Source organism: Sphaerobacter sp. (assembly GCF_019683595.1).
Lineage (GTDB): Bacteria > Chloroflexota > Chloroflexia > Thermomicrobiales > Thermomicrobiaceae > Sphaerobacter.
The window spans coordinates 1-5,740 of record NZ_JADGHZ010000203.1 but is presented as its reverse complement, the minus strand read 5'-3'; the positions used below and the strand labels follow the sequence as shown (position 1 = coordinate 5,740).

General features: G+C 67.9%; 4 protein-coding genes. 2 read left to right on the top strand and 2 right to left on the bottom strand.

Annotated elements, in window-relative coordinates; genetic code table 11:
* Positions 1–543 precede the first annotated feature (543 nt).
* Both IRZ30_RS15060 and IRZ30_RS15055 read right to left on the bottom strand, forming a co-directional pair.
* Positions 544–1,533 carry a sigma-70 family RNA polymerase sigma factor gene (locus tag IRZ30_RS15060; RefSeq protein ID WP_294086318.1) on the bottom strand — a complete coding sequence of 330 codons (990 nt, stop codon included), beginning with the start codon at positions 1,531–1,533 and terminating at the stop codon, positions 544–546.
* Positions 1,534–1,735: 202 nt separating this feature from the next.
* Positions 1,736–2,362, bottom strand: a complete 627-nt coding sequence (locus tag IRZ30_RS15055) for a DUF47 family protein (protein WP_294086315.1) — start codon at positions 2,360–2,362, stop codon at positions 1,736–1,738.
* A 274-nt stretch (positions 2,363–2,636) separates the two neighbouring features.
* Between IRZ30_RS15055 and IRZ30_RS15050 the strand changes: the two genes are divergently transcribed.
* Both IRZ30_RS15050 and IRZ30_RS15045 read left to right on the top strand, forming a co-directional pair.
* On the top strand, positions 2,637–3,674 hold the full coding sequence (locus IRZ30_RS15050) for a thiamine pyrophosphate-dependent dehydrogenase E1 component subunit alpha (protein ID WP_294086313.1): 1,038 nt from the start codon (positions 2,637–2,639) through the stop codon (positions 3,672–3,674).
* Positions 3,671–4,696, top strand: a complete 1,026-nt coding sequence (locus IRZ30_RS15045; RefSeq protein ID WP_294086311.1) for an alpha-ketoacid dehydrogenase subunit beta — start codon at positions 3,671–3,673, stop codon at positions 4,694–4,696. The genes IRZ30_RS15050 and IRZ30_RS15045 overlap by 4 nt, the downstream gene beginning before the upstream one ends.
* Positions 4,697–5,740: the final 1,044 nt, after the last annotated feature.

Sequence of the window (5,740 nt, the reverse complement as noted above, 5' to 3'; positions counted from 1 at the left end):
TGCCCGGGGCTCAAGCCCCGGGCTGACAAGGAAAGCCGGCTGAAGCCGGCTAAGAACGACGACGCGTAGCGGGGTGGCGCAAGGATCCCACCGTTCGGTGCGTGCCCGGGGCGAAAGCCGCCGGGCTGACAAGGCGAAGCCCACTGAAGGGGCTGGAGACGTGGTCCCCGGTGGGAGGCCGAACGGGACACGCCTGGATGTCGCCATCACAGCCCCTTTAGTGGGCTTACCCAATATCAGCCCGGCGGCTTTCGCCCGGGCACAGGCTGGTTGGTGGGATCCTATCACCTGACGCTGAACCCCAATCGGTCCCCAGCCGGCTTCAGCCGGCTTTCCTTGTGAGCCCGGCGGCTTTAGCCCCGGGCAACGTACCGGGCGGCGGACACCGTATCGCCGGAGTGGGAGCCCTATCCCCCGGCCTGCCGCAGCCGGCTGCCGCTGTGCCGCTGTTAGGCTGGGGTTCGGCCCGGGCACGTGCCGCCCTCAGAAAACAGAAACCCCCGGCGGGGATCCCCGCCGGGGGTGAACTGTTCGGCTGTTACGCTACGCCGCGTTGGCAAGCTGGATGAGGTCCGACTTGCGCAGCTTGGCCAGCGCCTCCTTCTCGATCTGGCGCACCCGCTCGCGGCTGATGCCGTAGTACTCGGCAATCTCCGCCAGCGTCTGCGGCTGCTGGCCGCCGAGGCCGAACCGCAGCGTCAGGACGCCCCGCTCGCGCTCGCTCAAGCTCTCGAGGCTGCGGCGGATCTGATCGCGGATCGCGCTGGTGACCGCCTGGTCCACCACCTCATCGCTGGCAGGATCAGGCAGCAAGTCGCCGATGGTGCTCTCTCCATCCTCGCCGATCGGCTTGTCGAGGGACGAGGTCCGCGGGATCGCCGACCGGGCCTGCTCGATGCGCTCGACGTCGAGGTCGAGGGCCTGGGCCAACTCCTGGTCGGTGGCGGGCCGACCATGCAACTGCTCGAGCTGCGCCTCCGTCCGGCGCACCTTCGAAATCAGGTCATGCATATGCACCGGGACGCGAATGGTCCGGCTCTGGTTGGCCACGGCGCGGCCGATCGCCTGCCGGATCCAGAAGGTCGCGTAGGTGCTGAAGCGATAGCCCAATTCCGGGTCGTACCGCTCGACCGCGGTCATCAGACCGATGTTGCCCTCCTGGATCAGGTCGATCAGGGGCAGCCCACTGGTCCGGTACTTCTTGGCGATCGACACGACCAGGCGCAGGTTGTGCCGGATCAGCTTCTCCCGAGCCACCTTGGCGCGCTCGATAATCTGATGCAGCTCCTCCGAGTCCTCACCGGCCTCGAGCCGCTTGCGCGCCTCCAGCCCGGCTCGAACCGCCCGGGAGTACTCGATCTCTTCACGGTGCGTTAGGAGCTGGTGCCCACCGACGTCGCGAAAGTAGCGATAGACAGCGTCGCTGGTGGCCTGGTCGATGAGGTCCGCCGACTCATCGACGACGTCATGAACCTCGGCCTCTTCCGCCAGCCGCTCCAGTTCGTAGGTGTCCTGGATCGCTCGCTCCGTCATGTGACTCCTTGATTCTGACACTTCACACATCCGCTCCGCGCTTCCGGACCAGACCTACCGCCCGGTCCGAAAACCTAGATAGTTTAGCACACACCCGTTGCTATGTCAAGAACGTACAACGACGCAATCGGATGCAGGGGATGCATCCGGTGCCGGTGCCCGTGTGGATTCGCGCCGGCGGGATCGCCGCGGCGCGCCATAGCTACTTGGAGATGATGCCCTCCAATGTGTTGGCGAGATCCTCTCCGCGGTCCGCGACATCCTCCAGGCGGTGGTAGATCTCTTCCCAGCGGATCTCTTTGATGACCGAGGGGATATCGTGAACGTCGGCGTAGAGCTCGGCCAGCGCTTCGCTGAGGGCGTCGTCGGCTTCGTTCTCTAGACGGTTGATCTCGACAATGTACGTCATGATCTCGCGCCGGTGGTTGTCCTGCGAGAGCAGATTCATCGCCGCGGCGATCGAGGCCCCCTGCTCCGCGATGATGCGCCCGAAGAGCCGCGCGCGCTCGGTCGGATGGTCGATCTTGTACAGCACGAGCCGGCCGGCGGCGGCAGTGATGTAGTCGATGAAGTCGTCCAGCGCCGCAGCCAACTCGCGGATGTCATCGCGGTCGAACGGGGTCAGAAAGGTGTTGTCGAGCGCGGTGAGGACGCGATGGGTGATCTCGTCGCCGCGATGCTCCAGATCCTCCAGCCGGCGCACCCGATCGGCGACGTCGGTGAAGTCATTGAGGATATCGCTCAGACCCTGCGCGACGTCACGCGCGTTTTCGGCGCCTTCCTGGAAGTACTGGAAGAACCGTGTGTCTCGCGGGAGGAGTCGTACCATCCGGCCCCGCCCTCACCCTTTCTCGCTCCCACCCCGGCAGGGGTGCGGCCTGTCTTGCAGAAGTCTACCGCACATTGGTGGCCGCGCCGCGCCGGTGGCCCGCGCGGGCCTTGGCGCGACGACGGTCGGAATCCCGCTGCGCAAACAACAAGCAATGGCGCGATATGCTGAGTGATTGACACCTACTCGCCCGCGGACTATGCTCGGAGCTAGCGACGCGACAACCGAATAGGGGGCCGGCCAAGCCGCGCCCGCGCGGACAGGAGGTGTCGTCATGTGGAAACCGGAGCCGGCACTTGCCGACCTGCGCTTTCTCCTCGACAGGGCGGGTCTGACGCGGGAGGCGCTGCTGGCACAGTACCGTCAGATGTGCCTCATCCGCGACTTCGAGGAGGTGATCGCCGCGCGCTACGCCATCGGCAAGACGCCGAATTTCAACATGGCGGCGGGGCCGATCCGTGGAGAGATGCACCTGGCCGTGGGACAGGAGGCGGTTGCGGTTGGCGTCTGCTCGCTGCTTACGGATGCCGATGCGGTCGTGAGCACCCACCGGCCGCACCACCACGCGCTGGCCAAGGGCATCGACCCGGGCCGCCTCGCGGCCGAGATCTTCGGCAAGAACACCGGGCTGTGCCACGGCAAGGGCGGCCACATGCACCTGTTCGACGCCGAGAAGAACTTCTCCTGCAGCGGCATCGTCGGAGCCTCCTACCCGCAGGCGGCGGGGGCGGCCTTCAGCTTCCGCGCCCAGGGGCGGCCACACGTCGCGGTGGCCTTCTCCGGCGAGGGCGCAGCCAACCATGGCACCTTCAGCGAGACGCTGACGGCCGCGGCACTCTGGCAGTTGCCGCTCGTGATCGTGATCGAGGACAACCTCTACGCCGACTCGACGCCGAAGTGGGCTGCGCTGGCAGGCACGCACCAATCCCATCGGGCGCAGGCGTACAACGTCCCGGCCTACCTGGTCGACGGCATGGACGTCATCGACGTCTACGCCGCCGCCAAGCGTGCCATCGAGCGGGCGCGGGCGGGCCACGGCCCCACGGTGATCGAGGCGGTCTGCTACCGCTACCGCGGTCACTTCGAGGGGGACGGCGAGGACTACCGCACTCGCGAAGAGGTCGAGCTGTGGCGCACGCTCGACCCGATCGAGCGGCTTGGTAAGCGGCTGATCCGGCTCGGCTGGGCCGACGACGCGACGCTGGCGGGGCTGCGCGAGGAGGCAGCGCGTGATGCGGCGCAGGCGATGACCTTCGCCGAGGAGAGTCCGCTGCCCGAGCAGCGTGAGGCGCTGATGGGGGTGTTCGCATGAGCGCACGAACGATGAAAGGCATCGCCTTCGCCATCGCGGAGGCGATCGACCAGGAGATGTCCGGCAACCCCAAGATCGTCGTGATGGGCGAGGACGTCACCTACTGGGGCGCCGTCTTCGGCTTCACCATGGGCCTGCATGAGAAGTACGGCCGCGCCCGGGTGGTCGACACTCCGATCACCGAGCAGACCTTCATGGGCATGGCGGTCGGCGCCGCCGCAACCGGGATGCACCCGGTGGTGTCGCTGATGTTCGTCGACTTCCTCGGCGCCGGCTTCGACCAGATGTACAACCACATGGCGAAGAACCACTACATGTCGGGCGGCCAGTTCGCCATGCCGGTGACGGTCCTCACCGCCATCGGCGGCGGCTACGGCGACGCCGCGCAGCACTCGCAGGTCCTCTACGGCCTCTTCGCCCACGTCCCTGGCTTCAAGGTCGTCGTGCCCTCGACCGCCTACGACGCGAAGGGGCTGACGCTGACCGCGCTGCGCGACCGCAACCCGGTGGTGATCTTCGGCCACAAGCTCCTGACCGGGCTCCCGTTCCTCCCGTTCGAGGGGGAGGAGGAGACGGTGCCGGAGGAGCCGTACACCATCCCCTTCGGGCAGGCGGCCGTGCGACGCGAGGGGAGCGACCTGACCATCGTGGCGGCGGGCGTCATGGTCCCGCGCAGCCTGCGGGCGGCCGAGCGCCTGGCCCAGGACGGCATCGACGCCGAGGTGATCGACGTGCGCACCCTGGTGCCGCTCGACGCCGACACCCTGGTCGCCTCGGCGCGCAAGACCGGCCGGGTCCTCATCGTGGACGAGGACTACCAGAGCTACGGCATGACCGGGGAGCTGGCCTTCCGCATCCAGGCCGGGGCCTTCGACGCGCTCAAGGCGCCGATCCGCCGGCTGGCGGTGCCGGACGTGCCGATCCCCTTCTCCGAGCCGTTGGAGTCGGCGGTGATCCCCAGCGTCGACCGCATCGTGGAAGAGGCCCGGGCGCTGGCCGGGGCACAGGTCGCGGCGGATTGACTGGGGGCAGCGCGACGGCGTTGGCCCGCTCCGGGTGATGTGCGGGCCGAGGTCGGTCAGGACTCACGCCTCGGCATTGGGGCTCACCGCGCGGCACGTGCCCGGGGCTCAAGCCCCGGGCTGACAACCAAAGCCGGCTGAAGCCGGCTGGGAAATGTTTTCGAGTGCGGCGGCCTGAGCCGCCGCTTTGGTATCGCGCGGCATCAGCCGCGCGCCGGGCGCAGTGATGCCATGGTTACCGCGGCGTGGCGCGTGCCCGGGGTGGGTGGCGGGAAGGACCCCACGCCGTGGCCCGTGCCCGGGGCTAAAGCCGCCGGGCTAGGAAGCGAAGCCCACTGAAGGGGCTGGGGATACCGCGCCCGATGGGAGGCCGGACCGGATCCGCCGAGGTGTGGGACATGGGAGCCCCTTCAGTGGGCTTTTCCCTATTCAGCCCGGCGGCTTATGGAGTTTGACGAATTAATCCTGCATACCAGCCGCGCCGTCTCCCGCCCGCCTCCGCCGGCTCGGGCGGCTGCCGACCGTCGCCGGGATGGGTGGCGGGCAGGTCGCCGCGTCGTGGCATGTGCCCGGTGGCTTATGAACCTTGACGAATTAACCTGGCGTACTCGCCAGCCGTCCGCGACTCCCTTTGTGTCATCCTGAGCGGAGCCGGTGGCGGCGGCCAGCCGCGCCCGGCGCAGGGAAGGATCTCGGAGTGGCGTGGCCGCTCCCGCACGAGATCCTTCGCTGCGCTCAGGATGACAGGGAACGGGTAACGGGGACGGCTCCGGTGGAGCAGGGTATTTCGTCAAACTCCATTAGCCCCGGGCACGGACCGAGCGGCGGGACCGGCGCATCGGGGTCTGCTCCGTACCGCGATCCCAGCCGGCTTGAGCCGGCTTTTCCTTGTCAGCCCGGGGCTTGAGCCCCGGGCACGGGCCGACCGCGTACACCCAGATAATTCGTCAAACTCCATTAGCCCCGGGCACGCGCCGAGCGGTGGAGCCTAACGCTTGGGTATGAAACCTGTCTCACCCCAGCCGGCTTGAGCCGGCTTTCCGT